At 68.4% G+C, this 24,611-nt stretch carries 24 protein-coding genes; 5 read left to right on the top strand and 19 right to left on the bottom strand.

Annotated features, from left to right (window positions below):
- Position 1 precedes the first annotated feature (1 nt).
- The 11 genes from AKI39_RS09495 to AKI39_RS09545 are packed head-to-tail and all read right to left on the bottom strand — an operon-like array spanning position 2 to position 9,634.
- On the bottom strand, positions 2–2,392 hold the full coding sequence (locus tag AKI39_RS09495; RefSeq protein WP_066642584.1) for an MMPL family transporter: 2,391 nt from the start codon (positions 2,390–2,392) through the stop codon (positions 2–4).
- Positions 2,367–2,987 (bottom strand): outer membrane lipoprotein carrier protein LolA, encoded by a 621-nt coding sequence (locus AKI39_RS09500; protein WP_235610780.1) that lies wholly within the window; start codon positions 2,985–2,987, stop codon positions 2,367–2,369. Before AKI39_RS09500 ends, AKI39_RS09495 begins: the two co-directional genes overlap by 26 nt.
- Positions 2,984–3,409: an acyl-CoA thioesterase gene (locus AKI39_RS09505; RefSeq protein WP_066634839.1), complete on the bottom strand. Its 426-nt coding sequence runs from the start codon at positions 3,407–3,409 to the stop codon at positions 2,984–2,986. The genes AKI39_RS09500 and AKI39_RS09505 overlap by 4 nt, the downstream gene beginning before the upstream one ends.
- The gene (locus tag AKI39_RS09510; protein ID WP_066634843.1) at positions 3,402–4,331 is read right to left on the bottom strand and encodes an LpxL/LpxP family acyltransferase; all 930 of its coding nucleotides are present in this window, start codon (positions 4,329–4,331) and stop codon (positions 3,402–3,404) included. Before AKI39_RS09510 ends, AKI39_RS09505 begins: the two co-directional genes overlap by 8 nt.
- Positions 4,328–5,083, bottom strand: coding sequence for a glycosyltransferase family 2 protein (locus AKI39_RS09515; RefSeq protein WP_066634847.1), 756 nt, complete (start codon positions 5,081–5,083; stop codon positions 4,328–4,330). Before AKI39_RS09515 ends, AKI39_RS09510 begins: the two co-directional genes overlap by 4 nt.
- Positions 5,080–6,882, bottom strand: a complete 1,803-nt coding sequence (locus tag AKI39_RS09520; protein WP_066634850.1) for an AMP-binding protein — start codon at positions 6,880–6,882, stop codon at positions 5,080–5,082. Before AKI39_RS09520 ends, AKI39_RS09515 begins: the two co-directional genes overlap by 4 nt.
- A gap of 11 nt (positions 6,883–6,893) precedes the next feature.
- Complete coding sequence (locus AKI39_RS09525; RefSeq protein WP_066634852.1) at positions 6,894–7,538, bottom strand: hypothetical protein; 645 nt, start codon at positions 7,536–7,538, stop codon at positions 6,894–6,896.
- Entirely contained in the window at positions 7,535–7,807 is a 273-nt protein-coding gene (locus tag AKI39_RS09530) for an acyl carrier protein (protein ID WP_066634857.1), read from the bottom strand. Before AKI39_RS09530 ends, AKI39_RS09525 begins: the two co-directional genes overlap by 4 nt.
- 18 nt (positions 7,808–7,825) lie before the next feature.
- Positions 7,826–8,086, bottom strand: a complete 261-nt coding sequence (locus AKI39_RS09535; RefSeq protein ID WP_066634863.1) for a phosphopantetheine-binding protein — start codon at positions 8,084–8,086, stop codon at positions 7,826–7,828.
- On the bottom strand, positions 8,067–8,870 hold the full coding sequence (locus AKI39_RS09540; RefSeq protein ID WP_066642587.1) for a lysophospholipid acyltransferase family protein: 804 nt from the start codon (positions 8,868–8,870) through the stop codon (positions 8,067–8,069). The genes AKI39_RS09535 and AKI39_RS09540 overlap by 20 nt, the downstream gene beginning before the upstream one ends.
- Positions 8,867–9,634, bottom strand: coding sequence for a beta-ketoacyl synthase chain length factor (locus AKI39_RS09545; protein WP_235610781.1), 768 nt, complete (start codon positions 9,632–9,634; stop codon positions 8,867–8,869). The genes AKI39_RS09540 and AKI39_RS09545 overlap by 4 nt, the downstream gene beginning before the upstream one ends.
- A 178-nt stretch (positions 9,635–9,812) precedes the next feature.
- Here AKI39_RS09545 and AKI39_RS09550 point away from each other — a divergent pair, with 178 nt between their 5' ends.
- Positions 9,813–10,610, top strand: a complete 798-nt coding sequence (locus AKI39_RS09550) for a 4'-phosphopantetheinyl transferase family protein (protein ID WP_066634871.1) — start codon at positions 9,813–9,815, stop codon at positions 10,608–10,610.
- Here AKI39_RS09550 and AKI39_RS09555 read toward each other — a convergent pair whose 3' ends face one another.
- Positions 10,611–11,501 carry a LysR family transcriptional regulator gene (locus AKI39_RS09555; RefSeq protein WP_066634873.1) on the bottom strand — a complete coding sequence of 297 codons (891 nt, stop codon included), beginning with the start codon at positions 11,499–11,501 and terminating at the stop codon, positions 10,611–10,613.
- A gap of 252 nt (positions 11,502–11,753) precedes the next feature.
- On the opposite strand from AKI39_RS09555, the gene AKI39_RS09560 reads away from it, so the two are divergent.
- The gene (locus AKI39_RS09560; RefSeq protein ID WP_066634875.1) at positions 11,754–13,001 is read left to right on the top strand and encodes a D-amino acid dehydrogenase; all 1,248 of its coding nucleotides are present in this window, start codon (positions 11,754–11,756) and stop codon (positions 12,999–13,001) included.
- Positions 13,002–13,208: 207 nt separating this feature from the next.
- On the opposite strand, the gene AKI39_RS09565 is transcribed toward AKI39_RS09560, so the two are convergent.
- The 7 genes from AKI39_RS09565 to AKI39_RS25485 all read right to left on the bottom strand — a co-directional run bounded on the left by AKI39_RS09565 (position 13,209) and on the right by AKI39_RS25485 (position 20,929).
- Positions 13,209–13,403 (bottom strand): hypothetical protein, encoded by a 195-nt coding sequence (locus AKI39_RS09565; RefSeq protein ID WP_066634878.1) that lies wholly within the window; start codon positions 13,401–13,403, stop codon positions 13,209–13,211.
- Positions 13,404–13,572: 169 nt separating this feature from the next.
- The gene (locus AKI39_RS09570) at positions 13,573–16,725 is read right to left on the bottom strand and encodes an error-prone DNA polymerase (protein ID WP_066634882.1); all 3,153 of its coding nucleotides are present in this window, start codon (positions 16,723–16,725) and stop codon (positions 13,573–13,575) included.
- 6 nt (positions 16,726–16,731) lie between these two features.
- Positions 16,732–18,192: a Y-family DNA polymerase gene (locus AKI39_RS09575; protein WP_066634885.1), complete on the bottom strand. Its 1,461-nt coding sequence runs from the start codon at positions 18,190–18,192 to the stop codon at positions 16,732–16,734.
- Positions 18,122–18,943 carry a translesion DNA synthesis-associated protein ImuA gene (gene imuA / locus AKI39_RS09580; protein WP_066634888.1) on the bottom strand — a complete coding sequence of 274 codons (822 nt, stop codon included), beginning with the start codon at positions 18,941–18,943 and terminating at the stop codon, positions 18,122–18,124. Before imuA ends, AKI39_RS09575 begins: the two co-directional genes overlap by 71 nt.
- Positions 18,944–19,161: 218 nt before the next feature.
- Complete coding sequence (locus tag AKI39_RS09585) at positions 19,162–20,016, bottom strand: DUF2182 domain-containing protein (RefSeq protein WP_443103374.1); 855 nt, start codon at positions 20,014–20,016, stop codon at positions 19,162–19,164.
- The gene (locus AKI39_RS09590) at positions 20,000–20,602 is read right to left on the bottom strand and encodes a DUF1326 domain-containing protein (protein ID WP_066634890.1); all 603 of its coding nucleotides are present in this window, start codon (positions 20,600–20,602) and stop codon (positions 20,000–20,002) included. Before AKI39_RS09590 ends, AKI39_RS09585 begins: the two co-directional genes overlap by 17 nt.
- Before the next feature lie 138 nt (positions 20,603–20,740).
- Positions 20,741–20,929 (bottom strand): hypothetical protein, encoded by a 189-nt coding sequence (locus AKI39_RS25485; protein ID WP_145925234.1) that lies wholly within the window; start codon positions 20,927–20,929, stop codon positions 20,741–20,743.
- Here AKI39_RS25485 and AKI39_RS09595 point away from each other — a divergent pair.
- The 3 genes from AKI39_RS09595 (at position 20,928) to AKI39_RS09605 (ending at position 24,611) form a co-directional block, all read left to right on the top strand.
- Positions 20,928–21,914: a tetratricopeptide repeat protein gene (locus tag AKI39_RS09595; protein WP_235610782.1), complete on the top strand. Its 987-nt coding sequence runs from the start codon at positions 20,928–20,930 to the stop codon at positions 21,912–21,914. The two genes, AKI39_RS25485 and AKI39_RS09595, sit on opposite strands and share 2 nt — an antisense overlap.
- Positions 21,915–22,160: 246 nt before the next feature.
- Positions 22,161–23,162, top strand: coding sequence for a tripartite tricarboxylate transporter substrate binding protein (locus AKI39_RS09600; protein WP_083228732.1), 1,002 nt, complete (start codon positions 22,161–22,163; stop codon positions 23,160–23,162).
- Positions 23,163–23,252: 90 nt separating this feature from the next.
- A complete protein-coding gene (locus tag AKI39_RS09605) occupies positions 23,253–24,611 on the top strand; it encodes an MmgE/PrpD family protein (RefSeq protein ID WP_066634895.1) in 1,359 nt (452 codons plus the stop codon).

Here is a 24,611-nt window from a genome sequence, read left to right on the forward strand (position 1 = left end):
GTTATGGCTTCCAGGTGTTGTTGGGGGAAAGCGGCGGCATGGCGTCGCCGGCGGGGTGCACCCAGGGCGCCCAGAGCACGCAGAACGCCACGCCGATGCCGACGGACAGGCCGAAGTTGGAAATGGCCGGCGTGCTGCTGAAGGCCAGCAGCCCGAAGGACAGGACGGTCGTGGCCGCGGCCAGTACGATGCCGACGAAGCTGGCCGTCGCGCCGGCCACGCGTTCGTACATCACGATGGCGTAGTCCAGTCCGATGGCCGACACGAGCAACAGGCCGAACAGGCTGAACAGCGTCAGCGGCTGCCCCAGCAGGCCCAGGGCCGCCAGGGTGCAGGCGGTGGCGGCCAGGGGCACGGCCAGCAGGCGCCACGTCGCCGACCGTCCCAGCGTCAGCCAGAGCAGCGCGCCGGCCACAACATAGGACAGGAGCTTCAGTTCCGCCGCGCGCACACGCGTCTGGGTGAAGGTTTCATTCAACTGCCCGCTGCGGTCAACGTAGGACACGCCGTCCAGGCCTTGCGCGGCGGCCGCGGCCGCCGCCGTATCGTGCAGCCCTTGCAGCGCCACCATCGCCGCCACCTGCCCGTGATCCTGCCCCAGCCACAGCATGCGGCGGGTCTGGCCCAACGGGCCCTGCAGTACCTTCTCCATCGGGACGGGTTCCTGGGCGGCCAGGGCTTCGACCTGCTGCAGGACGGCCTGGCCCGGGATGCCGATGGCCTCGAAGGAAGGTGTCAGGCGCGCGCGCCAATTCGGATCGCGCAGCGCATCGAGCATGGCCTGCTGCGCGCCTTCGGGCGCGACCAGCTGGTTCAGGGAAAGATAGCTGTCCAGCGCCTTGGCCTTGACCAGGCCGTCCAGCCGGCTGTCCAGCGCATTCTGGCGTTCCCATAGCGCGTTGGCGTCCGCGGCGCGTACCAGGTAGTACTGGCTGGTGGGCTGGATGCCCGTGATGCGGCCGATCTGCTGCGCCTGCGCCAGCAGCGGCGCCGGCAGCGACAGCCATTGGCGCAGATCATCCTGGACGCGCAGGTGCGAGATGCCGCCGATGCAAACGAGTACCACGCCCGCGCCCAGCCAGGGCAGCGTGGCGCGCCGGGCGGTCCACCGCCCCAGCCGGTGTAGCAGGCCCTGGGCCAGGGCCTGTAGCGGCGGCAGCGGCCGCGGCTGCCAGCCGCGCAGCCAGTTCGGCAGTTCGCACACCGTGCAGGCGTAGGCGCCGAGCAGGCCGGCGGCGGAAAAGACGGCTGTTTGCGTCAAGGCCGGAAAGGGCGTGAACACCAGCGCCAGATAGCCGACCAGCGTGACCGCCAGGCTGATGGTCAAGCCCGGAAGCACCCGGTGCAGGGCCGGCCAGGCCTGCCAATCCGGCATGCCGTAGCGCTTGGCCAGCAGGTGCATGGGGAAATCGATGGCGATGCCGATCAGGCTGGCGCCGACCACCAGCGTCAGTACATGGATGGTGCCGAACACCGCGACGCAGGCGACGGCGCCGCACAGCAGGCCCACCGCCACCGGCACGAAGGCCAGCAGGGATCGCCAGCCCCGCAGGGTCAGCAGCAGGACGGCGATGATGCCCAGTACGGCCATGGCGCTGATCCAGCCGCTTTCGCCGACGGCGCGGGCGCGGCCTTGCGCCGCGTACAGCGGCCCGCCCGCCACCAGCATCTGGCCGCCATCCTTGATGACGGAAGCGCGCGTTTCATCGACCAGGCGGGCGACCTGCGCCGGCGATGCGCCGTCGAAGGCATCGCCGCTGGTCTGGGCGCGCACCAGTACCCAGTCCTTGCCGCCGTCGTGGGCGATCAACGTGCCGCTGACCATGTCCAGCTGCACGGCGCCCGGCGTGCGCAGCGCGCGTTCGGCGGCGTGCGACAGGCCGAGCAGGTCGTCGTTGGCGGGCACCAGCCCGGTGGAGGAAAACGGATCGGCCAGTTCGCGCACCCGCCGCGCGGCGTAGGCGGCCGGATCGTGGATCAGCGTGTCGCGGGCGCGCGGCGGCAGCAGCGCCAGCGGCTGCGAGAGCAGCTGTTTGCGCACGGTGTCGACATCGACGTCGACATCGACCTGCACGTCGGCGAACAGCCCGCTGTGGCGCCATGCATGGCCCATGCCGCGCGCCAGTTCGACCGCGCGCTCGCGGTCTCCCGCGCTGACCAGCGCGATGAGCTGGCGCTGCAGCGGTTCCTGTATGCGGTCGTCCGCGCGCTGGCGCAGGGCGTCGCCCTGCACGGCCGGCACCAAATCCAGGATGCTGGACGATACCGGCCAGCCGTGGCGGCACTCCCAAAGCCCCACGCAGACGACCAGCGCCAGCACGATGCGGAACAGGACGGTCAGGCGCCGTTCGCGCGCCACGCGGCGGTCAGGTGTTGAAATCGCGGCGCTCATCATCGCTCAGCTTGGTGTCGGCACGCGTGCTCTTCATTTCCATGACGGTCTTGTCGCCCTGGGTTTCGCGCAGTTCGATGCGCTGGACCAGCTTGCCGCCGGAAATGCGGATGTCGGTGAAGATCTGTTTGAGTAGGGCGGACTTGGGCCTCATGACCAATTGCCAGTCGCCGGCGGAGCCGCTCAGCGCAGTGTCGAAGTTGTCCTGCAGCGACTTCGTATCGCCGCTGAGCACGGTCAGGAACATGCGGGTTTCGCGGCCGGCGCCCACGGCCTGCGGCAGCGCCTGCCACTTGCCGCCGTCGTCGCGGCGGAAGATGGCGCTGGGCGTCAGCAGCAGATCCTGGTGCAGCGGCGCGCGCAGTTCCCACAGCAGGCCGTTTTCGGACGACAGCGTGAACAGGCCGGTGCTGGTGAGCGGCTGCGGCAGCGAGCGCAGGTACTTCTGCTGCACGAACTGCCCGCGCACCACGGGCGCTTCGCGCAACTGCGCCTGCAGGTCGTTCAAGTCGAACGCCCATGCCGGCGCGGCGCAGGCGCCCAGCAGCAGGGCGGCGGCGATGCGCCCGGTCCAGGTTTTGCCGCGCGCCATCATTCGAGCACCTTGCGCACGGCGTCCAGCAGAACGGCCGGCGACACCAGCTGCATTTCACGATTGTCCATGCGCACGGCGACTTGCACGGAACTGGCCCGCGTCAGGCGCGTGCCGCTGTCGGCGTCGGTAATGAGGTAATGGATTTTCAAGCGATTCTCCCACTCCACCAGTTCGGCGCGCACGATCACGCGCTGGCCGAATATGGCGGGGTTCATATAGCGCAATTGCAGGTCGATGACGGGCCAGGCATAGCCCGAGGCAAACATGGCCGCATACCCGTAGCCGAGGGCGTTCAGCAGTTCGCAGCGCGCCAGTTCCAGGTATTTGACGTAGTGGCCATGCCACACCACGTTCATCGAGTCCACATCGAAAAAGGGTACCGTCACGGCCGTTTCCACGGCGAATACACCGCGCTTACGCATGACGGCTCCAGAAGGAATAGAAATTGAACCACTGCTGCGGCGCGTCGCGGCATTCGCGCGCGAGGCGATCGGCGTATCGCTGCGCCCATTGGCGCACGCCTTGTTCGCGCCGGCCACGCGGCAGCTCGACGCGATCGGCCAGGCGCTCCATCGTGATGCGGTAGCGGCCGTCGATCTTGGTGCAGAACAGCAGGTTCGCCGGACATTTGAGCAGCGCCGCCAGCAGCCAGGGGCCTTGCGGAAAGGCCGCGGGCGCGCCGAGGAAATCGGCGTGGACGACGCGGCTGCCCCGTACCGGCACGCGGTCGCCCGCAATGGCCAGCCACTCGCCGCGCTCGATGCGTTCGTTCAGTTGCAGCATGATCGCGGCATCCAGTTCGCTCACCTGGATCAGGCGCAGGCGGCTGGCGCCGGCCTGCGCCAGGATGCGGTTGAAGGCCTCGGCGTGGCGGGTATGCACCAGCACGTTCAGCGTCAATTGGCCGCCGCGCTCCACCAGCGCGCGGCACACTTCCAGGTTGCCCAGGTGCGAGCCGACAAGGATCTGTCCGCGCCCCGCGCGCATCTGCGCATGCAGGTCGTGAGGATCCAGAACGACGACGTCGGCGGCCGTCAGGCGGCCCTGCCACACGTCCAGCTTGTCCAGGATGGCGTCGGCGAAGGCCTGGAACTGGCCGTACACCGGCCGGCGCGCGGGCAGCGCCTGCGCCGCGCCAGACTGGCGCAGGCGCTGCTGGTATTCGGCGACGCTGCGGCGCGCGGACGGGCTGAAGCAGTAGAAATAAAGGACGATCGTCGCCACCAGCGGACGCATGGCGCGCCGGCCGAAGGCGCGCGCCGCCCATGCCGTCAGGCGCATCAGGAAGGGCGCGCCGCGTTCGCGTTCGGCGGCCCAGTGGCGGGCGGGCGGAGGACTCGTCATGCCTGAAATTTTTGATTTTTGAACTTGCGGGCGATCAAGCCCGGCGCACGTGGCAGCATGCCAAAAAACAGGCGCGCGTGCATGGCGCTGATACGTGCATTGTCGCGCAGGCCCTGGAAGTGCGACACGCCGCCGGCCGGATAGACGACCCGCGTGGGGCGCCACACCATCGGCACGCCGCGCCAATACAGCAGCACCAGCACGGCGATATCGAAGTCCATGCGGTGTCCCGGGTCGCGGCGTTTCAGCAGCGCGATCGTCGGCGCGAGCGGGTACACGCGAAAACCGCACATCGCGTCCGGTATGTCCGTGGACAGCGTGTTGATCCATACCCACAGGCGCGTCAGCCAGCGCCCGTACAGCCGGCTGCGCGGCGCGTCGTCGCCGTAGGCCGGCGCGCCGCCCACCAGCGCGGCGGGATGGGCGCGGGATGCCCGCGCCATCTCGGGAATATCGTCCAGCGCGTGCTGGCCGTCGGCATCGATCTGCAAGGCATGCGTATAGCCCTGGCTGGCGGCGTGGCGCAGGCCGTCCTGCACGGCGCGGCCCTTGCCGCCGTTGTGCGCGCGGCGTACCAGCGTCGCCTTGCCGGCGGCCGCCAGCGCGTCCAGCCGGGCGGCGCAGGCGGGCGCCGATCCGTCATCGACCAGGATGCAGGGGATGCCGTGCGCCCGCACGCGGTCGACCACGCCGCCGACCGTATCGCCGTGGTTGTAGACCGGGATGACGGCGCACAGCCGGTGCGCGGTCATGATGGCATCGCCGCCGTGCCCACAGCGGTGAGGATGCGGCCGGAGGAACAGGGCTCATCAGAGGACCGGTACGCGAAATACAGTTTCGCGCGCGCGGGATGCCAGGTCAGCGTCAGGTCCAGCGGATCGCCCGGCCGGGCCAGGCGCTGGAACTTGAGGGCTTCCATGCCCTGGAAGCCCAGGTCCGCGCCCAGATGGCGGCGCGCCAGGTCCATGGCCCATTCGATTTGCGCGACGCCCGGCACGACCGGCATGTCGGCGAAGTGGCCGTTGAAATGCACCAGGTCCAGCGGGACTTCCATGCGCAGCTGGATTTCGTGGATGCCGTCCGCGGATACGCTGGTGGACCGCAGTTGCGCGGCGGGGGCGCGTGGACGCACCGCGGCCGCGGCGAAGCTGTCCTGCGTCAGCTTGCCTTGCGCGTTCCAGGGCAGATCGCGCATCAGGCGCCAATGGCGCGGCACGCCCAGCGGCTCGACCGCGCCCGCCATATGCGCGCGCAGGCCGTCGACCACGGCCTTGCGGCCCTGGTTGCGCAGCGCATGTATCCCGGCTGGCGTCAGCGCAACCAGGGCCGTCAGCCTGGGCGAGCCGGCGACGCCCAGGCGCGCTTCACGGACATGGGGGTGTTGCGTCAGGCAGGCTTCCAGCGCCGGCAGCGCGATGCGCTTTTCCTCCAGCTTGACGATGCGGTCCAGCCGGCCTTGCAGGCGGAAGCCCGCGCCATCCAGCGTGGCGGCGTCCATCGTCAGGAAGCGCTCGCCGCTGTCCAGCCACGCGGATCTCACCCATAGCGCGCCGTCCTCGATACCGGTGTTCACGCCGGGCAGCGGTTGCCACGCATCGCCACCGCGGCGCCACGCGACGGCGCCGGTTTCCGAGCTGCCATAGATTTCCGTGGGGCGGCAGCCCAGCCGCTGGTCCAGCATATCGGAGACCGTGTCCGGCAGTGGGCCGCCGGCGGAAAATATCTGCGTCATTCCCGCGGCCAGGTCCGGCCATTCCAGTTGCGTGCCCAGGCGCTTGAGCAGCGCGGGGCTGGCGATCCACACGAAGGAGGCGCCCGCGCCGCGCCCGTGGGGCGGTTCGCCCGCCCCGGTGGTGGCCGCGTCGCCTTGAGGCGGCCCGGCGGCGAAGCGGGCCGCGTGCGCCAGGCTGGCCTGCTGCAAGGCTTCCGGAAAGACAAGCTGCGCCCGGCCGATAAGACGGCCCGAGGCCAGCGGCCACAGCACGCGGAAAGGCAGCCCGTACATATGCTGGGCGCTGACGCTGCCCAGCACGCAGGCCGGCGTGGCCGACCACGACCATACTCGTTCGAGGGCGGTGATCTCGGCGATGAGTTGCGCCCATTGCTTGCGTATCTGCTTGGGACGCCCGCTGGAGCCGGAGGTGCACAGCACCACGCCCCCCTGGCGCGGGTCCAGCACGCAGGGCGTGAGCGGCGGCGCGCTGCCCTCCAGGCCGGCCAGCGTATGGCGGCGGCCGGCCGGCACGGGCAGCGCGGGCTGGTCCGTCAGCCATAGGTCCACCTGGCCGTCCACTTCAGCGCATGACGCCGGCCGCGCATCCGCGGCCAGCACGGCCACGACCCCGGCGCGCCAGCATGCGAACAGCGCTATCGCCAGCAGCGCGGCGTCCTCGAACCACAGGCCGGCATGGCTGGCGCCGCGAGCGTTCAAGGCCCCGGCCGCGCACAGGGCGCCACGCACGAATTCATCATGGGAAAGCGTGGGTTCGTGCGCGTAGCGCACATCCGGACGTTCGGCCGCCAGCAATCCAGCAAGGTCCATCCAGGCCATGGTGCGCCCTTTCAACCGCCGTCCCGCGCAGTCGCGCGTTCGCCGATGCCGGATGCGGGGCGCGGCATATGCCCGGCGGCCGTGCCCATCGCGGGTCGCAGGGCCGCGGGCGTTTTTCCCGGCGCCGGGCGTACCAGCCATTCACCCGCCATCAGCAGGCCGATCAGGACGTAGCTGATCACGCCGTTGTACAGCGTCCACCAATGCCAGGGCGCCCACAGCGACAGCGTCGCGGACACCAGCCCGTTGAACGCGAAAAAGCCGGCCCACACCTGCGTGACGCGGCGGGTATACGCGACGGCATGCGGCGGCAGGTCCGGATGGCGCAGGCGCGCGAAGCGTTCCACCACAGGCATGCCGCGCCACAGGCTGGACGCGAAAACGGCCAGCATGGCGACGTTGACCAGGACCGGATAGCCGCGCAGCCAGCGCCCGTCATCGGACCACGCGATCAGCGCGCAGAACGCCACCACGATCGCCGGGAGCAGCCAGCCGCCCGCGGCCCGCTGCCTGTCCACCAGCGCGCGCGCCAGCCACAATGCCGCCAGCGGCAGCAGGATCCATCGCGCCGTGCCGTTTTCCAGGCTGGCATGCGCGACGAAGGGGTAGGCCACGCCGGCCAGGGCCAGGGCGATCGCCAGGACGGCCCGCGTCATGCGGCCGGTTCCCGCTGCTGCAGCTGTTTCTGTTGTTCCCACACGGCGTCGACCACGTCCTGCACCGTGCGCACGGTACGGAAGTTCTCGGCCGCGAGTTTGTAGCCGGTTTCACGCTTGATGTGATCAAGCAGGTCGATGGCGTCGATGCTGTCGATTTCCAGGTCGGTGTACAGATGCGCCGATGGCACGACGCGATCGGCCGGGATTTCGAACAATTCCACCAGGGCTTCGCGCAGGACGCTGAAGATGTCTTCCCGGGTTTGCATAACACTAGCTCCAGTTGCTCAGGCGCCCCGCTGGGCGGACACGAATTTGCTCAGGTTGGCCACCGTGGCGAAGTGGTCGCGCATATTACGCGTTTCCGGATCGATGGCGATGCCGTAGCGCTTCTGCAAGGCAAGCCCCAATTCCAGCGCATCGACCGAATCCAGGCCCAGGCCGTCGCCGAACAGGTCCGCATCGCTGTCGATGTCCGCGGGCGCGATGTCTTCCAGGCCCAACGCATCGATGATGAGTTGCTTGATTTCACTTTCCAGCTGTTCCATCCAGGCCTAGCTCCGTTTTGAAATAGTGATGTAGATGATCGTTCATGCGCCGGCCCGCGATGGGGGCGGGATGCTGTTCGGTCCATAGGCGGGGATCGATGTCCGCCCCGACCTCGAAGACGTAATGCATGCGGCGGTGGGGGATGCGGTACCAGGGTTCGCCCTTGGTCAGGCTGCGCGTGTTCATGGTGATGACCACCGGCGTGACGACCCGCGCGCCGCGGATGGCGATGGCGCAGGCGCCCCGGTGGAATCGCGGTGGCGCATCCACCGGCGTGCGCGTGCCTTCCGGAAAGACGATCAGCGTTTCGCCGTCGCGCAATACCTGCGCGGCGCGTTCCAGCATGTCCAGGCTCTCGTCATTGCTGATGTAGCCGGCGTTGCGTATCGGCCCCGCGGTGAACGGGTTCTTCACCAGGCTGTGCTTGACCACGCAATTCGCGTGGGGCACGTGCGCGATCAGGAAAACGACGTCCAGCAGCGAAGGGTGGTTGGCCACGATCATCTGGTGCGGCCGGCCCAGGCGCTCGATGCCGCGGAATTCGTAGGTCAGGACGCCCATGCGCACCAACAGCCGCACGAAGCGGTGGAAGGTCAAGGTGATGACGGCGCGCGATCGCCGATGGCGCCGTGCCGGCTGCATGATCAGCAGCCGCTGCGCCGGGAAGATCACCAGGCGCAGGAACAGGCCGCCCAGGCCGAACAGGGCGAACGCCACCGCCGTGGCGATCAGGCGCAGCAGCCAGGCGTCCTGGCGCGCCGTGCTGGCGGGCAAGGCGCTCATGATGCGCGCCGCCATTGCCAGTACGCCGCGCGCCCGGGATGCCGCCATTGCGGCGTGCCCAGGATCAGGTGGCGCAGCAGGTTGAGCGGATGCGGCCAGCAGGGCGACGTATGGGCGTCGCCGGGGCCGCCAGCCGCGCGGCTGCCGTCGTCGCGATCGGTACCCTTGTCGACATGGGCCTGCGCGCAAAGGCCGGCATCGCTGCCGGCTTGCGCCTGCGTGCTCAGCCGCAGCTGGAAAGCATCGCCCTTGCCGATCCGCAGGGCCAGCGCATAGGAGAAAGGCACATCGTCGATCCAGGGCCGGTAGCCGGCCGGCGGCGTTTCTTCCGCCAGGATCACCAGCACCTCTTCGTGGCCGGCATCCAGCAACAGGCAGGCTTCGGCAATGGCGCTTTCCAGTCCATCGCCGGCCGCGGACAGCGCAACCGATTCGACGGTTTCCTTGCGCAGGATGGACCACAGCCCAGCAGTGGCGTTGTGTACGGACAGGCTGAAGGACGTCGGCGATAGCGCTTCGTCGCGCGCCAGGCATTGCAGCAGGTCGAAGCTGCGCGTGGTTTCGCCGTGGTGCGAGGCATAGACCAGCGGCATCGCCGGGCGCCCGTCCGCCAGCGGCCAGGCGCAGGCGACCGCCATCCGCGCCAGCGGGCTGAGCCGGCGGCGCTGCAGCGGAGGCAGGAATCCCAGGGTAGGGGGAGTGGCGGCGACGGTAGGGCAGTACGGCGTGCGTGCCCATGTTTCCCAGGCGGGAAGATCCTCCATGCCCGGCGCCCAGGCGTGCCATGCGGATATTGCAAAGTCGAACATGCGCGAAAGTGTACCGGTCCACCGGAATCGATAGGGGCTTTGTTGTTATTGTTCAAACCATGTTCATGCCGCTTATTCGCGCAATTCCAACGTTTTTTCAGCGAATTGTCAGCTCACCCGCTGGGATTTCCCAATGACGGCCACCTTGACGCTGTGGTGGGGAGATCCCGGCCTGGCGGGGCAGTATCGCGCCGATCTGTTGCAGGCTGCCGACAGGCAGCGTGCCGGCCATGCGCGCGCGCCGCGGGCCGAGCTGGACTGGCGCGTCAGCCGGGCATTGTTGCAGCAGGTGCGCGCGGCCTGGCCGGCCGGCGCGTCGCCCGCGCTGTCGCTCAGCCATGCCCGCGGCCACGCGCTGGTCGCCGCGGCACCGGCCGGCTGGCGCGTCGGCGTGGACCTGGAAGCCTTGCGCGCCCGCGACACGGCCGCGCTGGCGCAGTGGTGCTGCACCGGCGACGAACGGGCCGCCTTGGCCGCTTGCGACGGCGAAGCGCGCCGCCGGGCGTTCTACCAGCTGTGGACCCTGAAGGAGTCCTTCATCAAGGCGGCCGGCCTGGATTTTCCGGCGGACATGCGGTCCGTGGGCCTGGCGCCCGGCCCACGGGCGCCGTCGGGGCCGGGGCCAGGGTCGGAAGGCGCGCCATGGCGGGGCTGGCGGCTGCGCGCGCCGGGGTCTGGCTGGCATGCCTGGTCGGCGGTGCTGGACCAGGCATGGGCGGCGTCGATTGTCTGGTGCCAACCGGACATCGCGGACAGCCGCGCGCCGGATAACGCCGCCGCCGATGGTCCGTGCGGTCCCGATGGCGTCCATGGTGCCAATGTCGCGGGCGCCACCGATGACGCCCGCGCCCCCCATTGCCTCGCGCCGGCCTGGCGCACGGCAGAGGGCGTCATCGCGCCGCGCATCCTGCCGGCGGGGCGGTGGCGCTGATCAGGGCGACAGCGCCTGCGCGACTTCCGCGCATGCCAGCCGCAGGCAATTCACGAAGCCATGATGCAGCGCCGACATGGGATCGTCCGCGTGCACCAGGGCGCCGATCTGGAAATGCACCGGCGGGTCCAGCCGGCGGATGGACAGGCCGGGGCGCGAGATCCCGTGCGCGCTGTAGGCATCGACGATGGCGTCGCCGCAGCCTGCTTCCACCATGGCGCAGGCCATGTAGTGCGTCTGCACTTGCAAGGCCGTGCTCATGCTGACGCCGTGTTCCGCCAGCGCCGCCTGCAGCAGGCTGCCGAGGGGGTCGCGCGGATCCATGGCGATCAGCTTGTCGGGCCGTACGCTGGCCAGCGGCACCGCCTGGCCGCCGGGTTCCCGGCTGACATAGACCATTTCCGAGCGGTCCAGATCGATCCGCGCGATGCCCGGATGGGCAGGCGGCTCGTAGGTCACCGCCATGTCGATTTCCCGTGCCAGCAGCCCGGCAATCAGCTCGCCGGTATGGTGGGTTTGCAGGCTGAAGGTGATGTCCGGCTGTCGGCTGCGGCTGATGCCGGCCGCGCGGGGCACCACGCCCAGTCCCAGGCTGGGCGCGCAGCCGATGCGCAGGTGCCCGCGAGGATGGTGGCGCAGATTGGCGGCCAGCTTGCGCACGCTTTCGAGGTCGCGCGACAGGCGCGCGATGTCCGGGGCCAGGATGTCGGCCTCGCGCGTGGCGCGCAGCCTGCCCTTGACCCGCTCGAACAGCCGGAAGCCCACCTGGGCCTCGGCGTGCGCCAGCATTTTGCTGGCGGCGGGCTGCGAAATATGCAACGCCTGGGCCGCGCGACTCAGAGAGCCGGTGGCCCGGATGGCTTCGAAGAGTTCGATATGGCGCAGACGCATGGCGGCTCGGCGGGAACAGTAAGATCGAATAGCAAAAGGTTATATCGAATCGGCCCCCGGCGCACGATGTAACCCATTTGTCCTCGTTCGGTACAGGGGTCATCCAAGACCCCTGGCCTTCTTGTGTTACCGAAGTAAGCCGGCCGGTCCCTCAGCCATAGCCGAAGGTTATGCATTGTGGTGGCTTTGGCATTTGCCCCCGGTCGGGCGGGTGCCCAGAATTCGCCCTATGAACGACTTCAAGGCAGTGCCATGCGCGTATGCGTGATCGGTGCGGGCGTGGTGGGCGTGACCTCCGCCTATTTCCTGGCTCGACAGGGCTATGAGGTAACGCTGGTGGACGGGCAGCGCGGTCCCGGCGAGGAGACCAGCTACGCCAATGGCGGCCAGCTCAGCTACAGCTATGTCGCGCCGCTGGCGGGGCCGGGGGTGCTGTCCAGCGTACCCGCGTGGTTGCTGCGCGACGATTCCCCGCTGCGCTTCCGGCCGCGGCTGGACCCGCATCAGTGGAAATGGTGCCTGCAATTCGCGTTGGCGTGCCGTGCCTCGGTGTCGCGCCGCGTCACGGCCGAGATGCTGACCTTGTCCTACCTCAGCCGTGATGTCCTGCATGCGCTGCTCGAACAGGAGCCTTTGTCCTTCAGCCACCTGCGCAACGGCAAGCTGATCGTGTATCGCAGCCACGCGCTGCTCGAAAAAGCGCGGGCCCTCGTGGAATACCAGGCCAGCCACGGCGCCGAGCAGCAGGTGCTGAACGCCGCGCAAACCCTGGATATGGAGCCCGCGTTGGCCGGCATGCGCGCGCATCTGGCCGGTGCCGTGTACACCCCCGGGGAAGAGGTCGGCGATTGCCTGCGCTTCACGGAGGGGCTGTTCGAACGCCTGTCGCGCCAGCACAACGTCCGCACCTTGATGGGCACGCCGGTATCCGGCCTGCGCCGCAGCGGCGCCCGCATCGTGGCCGCGCGCACGCCGGCGGGCGACATCGAGGCCGACGCCTACGTGGTGGCGGCCGGCATGGGCAGCCGGGGCTTGTTGCGTCCCCTGGGGCAGGACCTGCCCATCTATGGACTGAAGGGATACAGCCTGAGCGTGCCGGTGAACAACGACGAGGCGGCCGGCCCGGCGATCAGCGTGACCGACTACGAGCGGCGCATCGTCTACGCGCCCATAGGCCAGGTGCTGCGCATGGCCGCCATGGTGGATATCGGCGGCGGTCCTGGCATCGACGAGGCCCGCATCGCGCTGCTCAAGCGCCAGGTTGGCGACACCTTCCCGGCCCTGCCCCTCGAGGCCGCGCAGCCGTGGGCGGGCCTGCGCCCCGCGACGCCCTCCGGCAAGCCGTGGATCGGCCCCAGCCGCGCGGCGTGCAATCTGTGGATGAACGTGGGACACGGCGCACTCGGCTTCACGCTGGCTTGCGGCAGCGCGGCGCTGCTGACCGCCCAGATGGCCGGCATCCAGGCGCCCATCGAACCGCGCCCATTCCTGCCGGGCTGAGGCGCGGCGCCACGGGCCGTTACGGTTCGGTCCGCAGGCGGCCGCCGCCGCGACGGGATTGCACGGCCAAGCCCGCAGCCAGGGGATGGGTAGAGCGAAAGGAGATGAGTCCGACCGAGCTAGCATGCCCGGCCGGACCCCGTTCGCGAACGTATCAGAGAGGCGGGAAGGTGCGCCGCAAAGGGGCCCTTCCGCTATGCGGACGGATTAGCGCTTCTGGTCGGACCCCGACCCGTGGCTAGGGTGCTGCTGCCCCTGCTGCTGGCCGGAGCGGTTCTGTTGCTGTTGCTGCTGCGAGCGTTGTGGGTTCTGGTTCTGTTGTTGGCCCTGCTGGCCTTGCTGCGACTGCTGGCGCTGGCCCTGTTGGTTTTGCTGGTTCTGCTGGTTCGATTGCTGCTTCATTGCTGGCTCCTTTGCATGATGGCTCCCGCCGGACGTGGATAGCGGGAAAATGCGGAACGGATCCGCACCGAGAGGGCAGCAAATGCTGTGCCTCCATGCCTTAGTCCGGCCGGTGGAGGGCAGCGGGCGGGTGTGCGCGCATCCCGGCACCGCGGGCATGGTCGGGCTTTTAATGAAAATTCCGGCTGCTGACCGATAAATCGCCCAATAGCGGGGTCAGGTCGACCAGGCGGTGCGCGATCAGATGGCGCACCTTGTTCACGTTCTGCCAGACGCCGTACACCCCCAGCAGCGTGGAGGCCAACAGCGCCTGGCGCTGGCGTTCGATCAACTCGGGCCGCACCACCACGTTGACCGCGCCGGTTTCATCCTCGATGGAAACGAAGATCGTGCCGTTGGCGGTGCCGGGCCGCTGCCGCACCGTCACCAGGCCGCAGGCGCGCGCCAGGCGCTTGTCGGGATAGCCGTTCAGGGTCTCGGCGGTTTCGAAGCGACGCGCCCGCAGCTTGTCACGCAGCAGGGCCAGCGGATGGCGATGCAGCGTGAAGCGCAGCGAGCGGTAATCGTCGGCGATGGTCTGCCCTTCGGTGGGCGCGGGCAGTTCGGGCGCCTGGGTTTCCAGGATGGCGGCATCGCGCAGCAGCCCTTTGGCCGGCGGTCCCGCCGCCGCTTCCCAACGGGCCTGGCGACGATGGCCGGCCAGGTTGAGCAGGGCGTCGCCGGCCGCCAGTGCATCCAGGTCGTGGCGGCCAAGGTCGGCGCGCCGCGCCAGGTCCCCGGTATCCGCAAAAGGCCGCTGCGCCCGCGCGGCGGCGATGCGTCGGCCGGCCGCTTCGGACATGCCCTTGACCAGGCTCAGGCCCAGGCGTACCGCGGGCCGATCGTCATGCGCGGCGCCGGCGGCGTGGCCGAAGTCCAGTTGGCTGTCCCAATCGCTGGCACGGACATCCACCGGCAGCACCCGCACGCCGTGGCGGCGCGCGTCCTGGATCAACTGCGCCGGCGCGTAAAACCCCATGGGTTGCGAATTCAGCAGCGCCGCCAGGAAGGCTTCCGGTTCGTGGCGTTTGATCCACGAGCTGGCATAGGCCAGCAGGGCGAAGCTGGCGGCATGGCTTTCCGGAAAACCGTATTCGCCGAAGCCCTCGACCTGCCGGAAGATGGCTTCGGCGAATTCCTTCGTATAGCCATGCGCCAGCATGCCGCCGACCAGCTTGGCGTGGAATTTGTCCACGCCGCCCTTGCGCCGCCAGGCCGCCATCGAGCGGCGCAGTTCATCGGCTTCCCCGCCCGTGAAACCGGCCGCCACCATGGCGATCTGCATGACCTGCTCCTGGAAAATAGGCACGCCCAGGGTGCGTTCCAGCACCGTGCGCACCTTATCGCTGGGATAGGTGACAGGCTCCAGTTTCTGGCGCCGCCGCAGGTAGGGATGCACCATGCCGCCCTGGATGGGACCCGGCCGCACGATGGCCACCTCCACCACCAGATCGTAGAACTCGCGCGGCCGCAGGCGCGGCAGCATGGTCATCTGGGCGCGCGATTCGATCTGGAACACCCCTATCGTGTCGGCCTCGCAAATCATGTCGTAGGTGGGCTCGTCCTTCTGCGGAATATCCTGCATGGCGAAGGGCTGGCCGCGCCGCAGCGACACCAGGTCCAGCGCGCGGCGGATCACCGACAGCATGCCCAGGGCCAGCACGTCCACCTTGAGCAGGCGCATTGCGTCCAGATCGTCCTTGTCCCACTGCACCACGCTGCGGCCTTCCATCGCGGCGTTCTCGATAGGCACCAGCCGCGACAATTTCCCGCGCGACATGACAAACCCCCCCGGATGCTGGGACAAATGCCGGGGAAAGCCCATCAACAGCGTGGCCAGCGCCGCCCACTGCCTGGCCACGACGGATTCCGGATCCAGTCCGCAGCCCTGGAAACCGCGCAGCAAGCCTTCGCGGTCGTCCCACCATTGATGCGCCTTGGCGACCGCATCCACGATGGCCGGATCCACGCCCAATGCCTTGCCGGTGTCTCGCAGCACGCTGCGTGGCCGGTAGGTGATCACCACGGCCGTCAGCGCGGCGCGCGCGCGGCCGTATTTTTCGTAGATGTACTGGATGACTTCCTCGCGCCGCTGGTGCTCGAAGTCGACGTCGATATCGGGTGGCTCGTTGCGCTCCTTGCTGATGAAGCGTTCGAACAGCGAGTTGCCGCGCGCGGGATCGACTTCCGTGATGCCCAGGCAGTAGCACACCGCGGAGTTGGCGGCCGAGCCCCGTCCCTGGCACAGGATGTCTTTGGAACGCGCGAACTTGACGATGTCGTAGACCGTCAGGAAATAGGCTTCGTAGTGCAGGTCCTGGATCAGCGCCAATTCTTTTTCGATCTGTTCGACGACAAGGTCCGGCGTGTGTGCGCCGAAGCGGCGGCGTGCGCCCGCATAGGTTTCGGCGCGCAGGTATGAGGCCGGCGTGGCGCCGGGCGGCACGATTTCGTCAGGATATTCGTAGCGCAGTTCGTCCAGGTTGAAGGTGCAGCGGCGCGCGATTTCCAGCGTCTGGCGCAGCGCATCGGCGGAATAGAGCTGTGCCAGCTGCAGGCGCGAGCGCAGATGGCGTTCGGCGTTGGCGGCCAGCGCATAGCCGCATTCGCTGACCGGCTTGCCCAGGCGGATGGCCGTCAGCGTGTCGTGCAGGGGCTTGCGCGAGCGCACATGCATTTCGGCCAGGCCCAGCGCGGCGATCGGCAATGCGCAGGCCTGTGCGATGTCTTCCACGATGCCGCGATGCAGGTCGTCGCGGGATTGATGCCTGAGCGCCAGGCCTATCCATGCGCGACCGGGAAACACCCGCGCCAGCCAGCGTGCCTGGGCCGCCAGCCGATCGGCGGCGATGCCATGCGCGGGCGCCAGAATGGCCAGGCATTCCGGCAGGCCGGCCAGATGCGCGTAATTCGCCGGCGGCTGTTCCAGTTGGGATGCGGATAGGGTGTAGGAACCTTTTTTTGCCGAGCCGGTGCGCGCCAGCGTAATCAGTTCGCACAGATTGCCGTAGCCCTCGCGTGTTTGCGCCAGCAGGATCAGCCTTATCGGTTCAGGCTGTTCGGCCAGTTCGAAATAGCTGCCGATGATCAAGGGCAGCTTGTGCGCCTTGGCTTCGGTATGCGCGCGCACCACCCCCGCCACCGAGCATTCGTCGGTGATGGCCAGGGCGGCATAGCCCAGTTCGGCGGCGCGGCTGACCATTTCTTCCGCGTGCGATGCACCGCGCAGGAAGGTGAAGTTGGTCATGCAACCCAGTTCGGCGTAGGCGGGAAGCGCATGCATGGCGGTTCAGGCGTACAGCCCGTGCAGATACCAGCGCGCATCGGTCATGCCGCGTTCCCGGTAGACCCAATAGCGGGCGGCGTGCGCGTCTTCCGCCACGAAATAATCGCGCACGGCGGCGGCTTCGTCCCACCAGCCGCTTTCGATGCGTTCGGGACCGCGCAGGAGAGTCAGCGGCGTGCCGTGCACGGGACGGTTGCGCCGCACTTGCAGCGGCTGCGGCGGATCGAGCAGCCAGAAGGGGCGGTCCAGCATCGGCGCGGCCGTGTCCGCGGCGCTGGCGTCATGCACGGGTGTCCAGCGGTTGGCGACCTCGGGCCGATGATCCGCGGCGGGGCAGGGCCGCAGCACGCGATCGGCGCCCAGGCGCGCCGTCAACATGTCCAGCAGGCGCGCGCGTTCGCTCGCCACCTGGGCCGGTTCGGGGAACAGCGTGGTATTGGCCGCGGGCTGCGGCACGGTTCGCGCGGCGTCCAGCACGACGGCGATCACCGGCGCCTGCAGCGTCATGCGGCCCAGGCGTTCACGCAGCAGTCCCAGCAGATGGCCCGGCTGCCAGGCCGGTTCGGCCAGCGTCAATTCCAGCAGGCTGGGCGGCCGTGCATGGCGGCCGCGTTCGTGTTCCAGCGCCAGCGTCAATCCGGGCACGGCGCGCTGGCGCGCCGTGAGCCAGCCGCTCATCTGTTCCACAAGGATGCGCGCCACCGCCAGCACGGCATCGGTATGCTCGATACGCTCGATCAATTCGTAGCGGCGCTTGAACGCAGCCGGCGGAGATATCCAGGCATGGGCTTGCGGTGCGTCGCCGTAAGCGGCATCCAGGGCTTTCAACAGCGCCGTTCCGCAGCGGCGCTGCAAGCCGGCGCGGGGCAGGCGGCGCAGGAAGCCGAAATGGCGGCACCCGATGCCATGCAGCCATTCCAGATGGGGCAGGGCTTGCGGCAGCAGGCCGCAGGGCAGGGCGTCCAGGCGCCGCGCCAACCGTTCCATGGCCAGTGCATGGCGCGGGCCGCGATCGCCGCGGCGTGCCAGCAGCCAGGCGCCGCCGGCCGTGGGCGCCATGCCCAGGCGAGCCTGCAGGCCCAGGGTGCGCAAGGTCCCGGCGACGCGGCGCGCCAGGGCGCGCGGTCCGCCGAACACGCGCAGGCTGGCGCCCACGTTCAGCAGCAGGCTGTCCTGATCGCCCAGCGCGACGTCGGGCGTATATTGCAGCAGCGCCAGCGCGGCGCCTTCCAGCGCGGCGCTTTCGGCCGCGGGGGCGCGATCCAGCAGGATGGCGTGCGGCGCCAGTGTGTTGGCGCCCGCCCGGCGCATGCCCAGGCGGATGCCGTGGGCAGCCGCGGCCGGCGTCAGCGCCATGACGCATTCGTGCTCGATCACCGCGCATGCCGTGGCGTCAAGCGGCCACGGCGGATGCAGGGCGTCCAGCGCCAGCCTCGGCAGGTGTATCGCGATCCAGAGTTGCATGGGTATTCAAAACAAGGTCGTGCGCGAGAGGCTGCGTATCGATCGGCGCGGAGGGGGCGGCTTCTTGCGATGCGGCGTGCGATGTTTCCGGCGCTTCGGCAGGCAGCGTTTCCTGCGACAGGGAGCGGGATCGTTCCAGCGCGATGAACAGGGGATGGCTGCATACCGGCCCGCGGCGCTTGACGATATCCACTCGCAAGGCATCTCCCGCGGGTGCCAGCGACAGCCGCAAGGGCGCCGGCGAGGCCTGCGCCAGCGCGCGCGCCGGCCGCAGGCAGAAGAACAAGGTGGCGCCCGCCTGCGCCGCCAGGTGCAGCCGCCGCAGGGCTTCCGGCCTGGCCTGCGGCAGCCAGCAAAGCAGGGCGGCACAGCCACCGTTTTTCAACACCTGTTCCGCCGCCCACAGGGCATCCGCCGGCCGGGCGGGATTTACCCACAGCAGCCGCGCGGGATCCAGCCCCCAGCTGGTCCATGCCGCGATATGCGGCACGCAGGGGGGCTGCACCAGTACGATGCTGCCTTCCGGGGCCAGTGCCCGCAGCGCCGGTTGCAGCAACCGCATTTCCCCGATGCCGGGCCGCGGCAGCAGCAGTTCATTCAAGGCCCCCGGCGGCCAGCCGCCCCCGGGTAATTCCTGCCCCAGCACCGGATAACCCGTCGGCACCGCGGCGCGCGCCGCCCGCGCAAGCTGCGTCCCCCGCCACAGGGCGGGATGGATGTGTTCAGGAGGCGGCGAGGAAAGCCTGGACATGACGACGGAGCAAGGCGGAAACGCCCGGCGGGTTCAGCGCCGGGCGTGGATTTTCACTGTACAAATATACAGTAAAAACGTGGGGAGCCACCGCCACATTTCTGCGCGCCGCTACGGCAGAGGAGGGCGAAGCAAGCCCCGCTCCGGCCGGTCGAGGGGGCCAGGCGGAGCCGCTATCGACCCCGCCAACCCGCCTGGGATGCGACCTTGCGCCCCCGTCAAACCCCGTTGGCGATGCCGTTCGCCGCCATGGCCACCGCCCATCCCATCAGCGCGACGCCCAGGGGGGCGCTGATGCGGCGGCCCCAGGGCAGGTTTTTTTCGATCGCCATCGCGGTGGCCAATACCAGCATCCAGCCCAGGCTGCCCATGCCGACGGCGAACATCACCAGCATCAGCGCCCAGCAGCAGCCCACGCAGTACAGGCCATGATGCGCGCCCAGCACGAAGGCGTGCCGCGCCGGCGATCCGCCGCGCCAGTGCCGCATGATGAAACCCAGCGGCGCGCGGCATTTATCCAGGCATCGGTATTTGAGCGGGCTGAATTGGAATGCGCCCGCCAGGGCGACGCAGGCGACGCCGATCAGCCAGCCATTCCAGGCAAGCGCAGGGGTGCTGGCCAGGAGCGACAGCAAACCCGCGTGCAGACCCTGCGACAGCGCGCCGAATGCGGCCCACGCGGCCATGTAGCCCACGCCCAGCAATATCAGCAGGCGGCCGTGGTCCCGCCGTCCGGCCGTCAGCCTGTCGAAGAGGGCAAGCAGGGGCAGGATGGTCGGCAGCATCATCGCCGCGATCATGAGCACCCAGGCGGCGGCGTAGAGGACGATCGGGACCAGCACCTCGCCGCCGGGAATGGTGCGACACAGGAAGGCCGCGGATCCCGTTGTCGTCCAGTCATCGTGTTCCAGGTAGCGCCCATACGGACTGCGCGCCCAGGCCCACAGGGTTGCCCACGATAATGCGGCCAGCGCCAGCAGGACCGGCAGGAAGACACGGCGGTGGGGCCGGCTGCCGGGCGGCGCCGGGTACGGTAGCCAGCGCCCGCGGCCGGGCTTATCCGTCGAACACAAAGATGCTTTGCAGGGCATTATGGTTCTTGATGTCGACGTCGATGCCCAGCGCCTTGTTCCTGGACCGGTACGTGGGCGCCTTGCCGACGAAGACCGGCGCGCCGGGCACCGTCGAGAATATCGTGTCCGTCAGCGTCGTCTGGCCGCCGGTGGCGCCCAGGTAGGGCTCCAATGCGGCGTAGTAGTCCGCGCCGATCTCCAGTTCGCCTTTGCCTTCGTTCACCGTGAAGCGGATGGGCGCGCGCTCCACCGAGACGACCTCGCCGATCAATTGCACCAGGTCCGCGACAGGGCCGCCGAGCTGGCCCGTATAGACATCCAGCAGGGCCGCTTCCTGTTCGGGCGAAGCACGCTCATCCACATAGATGGCGGCTGTCCAGTTCCCCCGCAGGATGTTGCCCGGCACATGGGCCACGGCCGCGATGGTGTTGCCGCCGACGTCCACGCCGTTGACGGTGCCATGGTCTATGCGCCACGCGACGATGGTGTCGCAGGTGCCGTTGTCGGGATCCTCGCCTATCCAGCAGGGGCAGAGGACCTTGCAGTTGCAGACCTCCAGCAGACGGCCTTCCAGGTGATAGCTCATTGGACTACCCTCCCGTCGCATTGCGACGCCTCCCACGGCATGGGAGTGCGGCTTCATTCTCGTTTCCGCGGTGAATCAGCGTCAAGCCCATCGCGGGGCGCAAGCCGGGGGTCGATCTTCTGGCGCTATCGCTACGGGTTACACCAGCCTTTTTAATGCGCCGAGGTTTGGCCTGATCGGCCATTCGCGGGTGACGGCGATCAGGATGCCGTCATGGAACGGCGAACGGGGCGCCTCCGGACGACTGTGAGGAAAAAAACCATCGCCCGGATTGAACTTCCCTTGTCCCATCCCCATCTCATGGGTATTAACGGGAGGGTTCGTCATGTCCTCGATAAATTCAAAATCATTCGCCGGTTCGATGCTGTTGGCCGCCTGCCTGCTGATCGGCGGCAACGCCATGGCGGCGGACGCGACGCCGGATCAGGTTTACCAGGCTGCGCAGGCGGGCCACTATCGCGAGGCACAGGCGATGATGGACCAGATCCTGCGCGATCACCCGAACAGCGCCAAGGCGCACTTCGTGGAAGCCGAATTACTGGGCAAGCAGGGCAAGCTTCAACAGGCGCAGCAGGAGTTGAATACCGCCTTGCGCCTGGACCCCAGCCAGAATTTCGCCCGTCCCGGCGCGGTGGATGAGCTTCGTACGCTGATCGCCTCGGGCAATTCGGGCAGCGCATCGCAGGCGCAGGGCACGTTCGGCGGTATCCCGTGGGGCCTGGTGCTGGGCATCGCCGGCTTGCTGATCGTCGTGTCGCTGGTCATGCGCGCGCGTCGGCGCGCCGCTTATTCGCAAGGGCCTGGCGGCCCCTACGGCTATGGCGCTACCCGCACGGGACCGCCCTACGGGGTTCCACCGGCTGGCCCGCAGGGCGGATATGGCTATCCCGGCGGCGCGGCTCCCGGCCAGGGAACGGGCGGCATGGGTTCCGGCATCATGGGCGGCCTGGCCACGGGCGCGGCCGTCGGCGCCGGCGTGGTCGCGGGCGAGGCCCTCATGAACCGCGTGCTGCATGGCGGATCGGCGGCGTCGGGCAATACCGGCAATGTCGTCGATCCCGCGGCATCGCAGGATGCCGGCGCGGCGAACGCGCAGGAGGCCGGCTACGACATGGGCGGCAAGGACTTCGGCGTGCGCGATGCCAACTCGTGGGACGGTGACGACGACACCCGCAAGGTCAGCAGCAATGACGGCGACGGGAGTTCCTGGAATGTCGGCAACCCGTGGGATGACAATGGATCCTCCGGCGATGGCGGGGGTTCCTGGGACGACGGCGGTGGCGGTGGTGGCGGCTCCGACGACTGGACCTGAAGAGCGCCGCATATCGCGATGAGACGGCGCTGCATGAGAGGCGTCCGCATGCGGTCTCAGACGAACCAATGATGAAGAAGCCGGCGCAACGCCGGCTTCTTTCCATGTACGTAGGTATACTGCGGTATACAAAATAGAACAGCGATGTTCCCCGGGGAAAACGTTCACAAGGCATCGACGCTTCCTCGTCGCCTCCGCCAGAACGCGGTCCCTGGCGCATCGCGATAACACTCGGAGACAAACCCTATGGTCGACATTCCCATGTCGGGCCGGCGCTCGCCGTTCGCCCGTGTCCTGGCCGCTTCCATACTCGCTGCATGCTGCGCGCTGGCAGCCGCACCAGCGGCGGCAAAATATCCCGAGAACCCTGTGCGACTGATCGTCCCCTTCGCTCCGGGCGGGGCCGTGGACGGCGTGGGGCGCCTTACCGCCGAAAACCTATCCAGGCAGCTCGGCCAGCAAGTCGTCGTGGAAAACCGCCCCGGCGCGGGCGGGGTGATCGGCATCGGCACGGTGGCGCGCGCCGATCCGGACGGCTACACGGTGCTGATGGGCAATATCGCCCTGACCTCCGCGCCCGCCCTGTACAAGAAACTGACCTTCGATCCCGACAAGGATTTCAAGGGTGTCATCGTGGTGGGCAGCGCGCCCTACGTGCTGGCGGTCGCGCCCGACTTTCCCGCGCAGTCCGTCAAGGAATTGATCGAACTGGCCAAGACCCATCCCGGCAAGTACGACTTCTCGTCGGCGGGGACCGGTTCCGCCATACACCTGGCGGGGGAGATGTTCAAAAGCATGGCGCACATCGACATCGTCCACGTGCCGTTCAAGGGCGCCGGTCCGGCCGCCGCCGCGCTGCTCGGCGGCCAGGTGCAGATGATGTTCGGCTCGCTGGGTGAGATGATGCCCCTGATCGAGTCCGGCAAGGTGCGCGCGCTCGGCGTGACGTCGGCAAGGCGCGACTCCTATGTGCCCGGCATTCCCACCATACAGGAGGCAGGCGTGCCGGGATTCGAGGTCATCGGCTGGTATGGCTTGTTCGTGCCTGCCAAGACACCGGCCGGCGTCATCGCGACCTTGCACGATGCCGCCATCAAAGCCCTGAAGACGCCGGAAATGCAGCAACAGTTGAAGAACTACAAGCTGCACGCGGTAGGCGGCAGTCCCGCGGATGCGGACAAGCAATTGAAAGCGGAAACCGCCGAATGGGCGCGCGTCGTCAAGGACGCGCACATCCAGGCCAATTGAGTCCGCGGGGCCTATCGATCCACGTCGATCCAACGGTATGCATATCGCCGTCGAATCGAATGAACGCCGACACAAGCACTTGAACACGAGATGAACACCGACAAGCAACTTCCCGAAGATGAACAGGTCACGCGCCTGCTGGCGCGGCACATCGCCAATGCGCGATTCTCCGACCTGCCGCCGGCCGCCGTGGCGGCCGCCCGGCGCGGTGTGCTGGACTGGCTCGGCTGCGCCCTGGCGGGCAGCCGCCATGCCACGCTGGATATCCTTGCCTCCGTGATGCAGGAACTGAACGGCCAGCCCCAGGCGACGGTGCTTGGCCGCGACAGCAAGGCCGGCCTGTTGGAAGCCGCGCTGATCAACGGCCAGATGGGCCACGTGCTGGACTACGACGACACGCACATGGGCGGCGTCGTGCTGCATGCCAGCTCACCGGTGCTGGCGGCATTGCTGGCCCTGTCGGAAACGACGAAGGCCAGCGGCGCCGACCTGATCGTGGCCTATGCCTGCGGGTTCGAAGCGGGCGTGCGTATCGGCCAGGCCAGTCCGGAACATCACCGCGGCGGTTGGCACTTGACGGGCACGCTGGGCACTTTCGCGGCCAGCGCGGCCGCGGCGCGGCTTCTGGGACTGGACGAACAACGGACGGTGCACGCATTGGGCATCGGCGGCACCCAGGCCGGCGGCATGCAGCAGAACCGCGGCACGATGTGCAAATCCTTTCATGCCGGCAAGGCCGCGTCCAACGGCCTGCTGGCGGCCAAGCTGGCGCAGAAAGGCTTCGACAGCTCGATGCAGATCGTCGAAGGCAATCGCGGCTTCTGCCGCATCTACAGCAGCGTTGCCGCGCCGCAGGCCCTGGTCGACGGATTGGGCACGCGCTGGGAAATCACCCGCAATGGCCACAAGCCCTATGCCTGCGGCGTGGTGCTGCATCCGGCCATCGACGCCCTGATCCAGCTGCGCAAGACCTACGCGATCGAGCCGGCCAAGGTCAGCAGCATTTCGCTGCGCGTGCATCCGCTGGTGCTCGCGATCACGGCGGTGGTGGAACCACGCACGGGCCTGAAGTCGAAGTTCAGCATCTCGCATTGCGCGGCGGTCGCCTTGCATGACGGCGCGGCCGGAACCGCGCAATACACCGATGCCAGGGCGCTGGACCCGGCCATCACCGCGCTGCGCTTGAAGACCAGCGCGGTCGCCGACGAAACCCTGCGCAACGACGAGGCGCATGCCACGGTCGTGGCCGATGGCAAGACCTACGAGATCCACGTCGACCATGCGACCGGCACGGTAGGCAACCCGATGGACGACGACGCCATTCGCCAGAAATTCCTGGCCAATGCCGTGCCGGTCATCGGCAAGGACCGCGCCGATAAGGTCTGCGAGTGGGTCGCGTCCCTGGAAAAACAATCCGACGTCAGCCAATTGCCGGTGCTGTGCGCCTGA

The organism is Bordetella sp. H567 (assembly GCF_001704295.1).
Taxonomy (GTDB): Bacteria; Pseudomonadota; Gammaproteobacteria; order Burkholderiales; family Burkholderiaceae_B; genus Bordetella_C.